The organism is Burkholderia sp. BCC0397, assembly GCF_902832865.1.
Taxonomy (GTDB): domain Bacteria; phylum Pseudomonadota; class Gammaproteobacteria; order Burkholderiales; family Burkholderiaceae; genus Burkholderia.
The window spans coordinates 1-372 of the sequence record NZ_CADFDL010000039.1 but is presented as its reverse complement, the minus strand read 5'-3'; the positions used below and the strand labels follow the sequence as shown (position 1 = coordinate 372).

Below are 372 nucleotides of genomic sequence, written 5' to 3'. Positions count from 1 at the left end.
CTACGATTTGCGCGGCTTGAAGACGGCGTCGCAGTTCGGTGACGGCAGCCATACGATCATCAACAGCTACGACGGCCTGGGTCAACTGACGCAGACGAGTACCGGCGGCAGGACGCTGCGCTATCGGTATGACGCGGCGGGCAACGTGATCGATGTTGCGTGGCCGGATGGCTTCCACGTATCGACGCAGTACGACGGCTTCGGTCGACCGTCGCAGTTGTTGGAAAACGGCACGGCGAGCCTGGCGAAATACAGCTATGACGCGCTCAACCGTCGCGCGACGGTGGAGCTGGGTAACGGGACGCGTACGGAGTTTGCGTACGACAATCAAGGGTGGTTGTCGGCCCAGGATCACCGGTTCACGAGCAGCGC

General features: G+C 62.1%; 1 pseudogene. It reads left to right on the top strand.

The annotated features are described in order from the left end of the window. Positions 1 to 16 precede the first annotated feature (16 nt). Positions 17 to 372: pseudogene (locus HWX03_RS36675) on the top strand (RHS repeat protein); the annotation flags it as partial.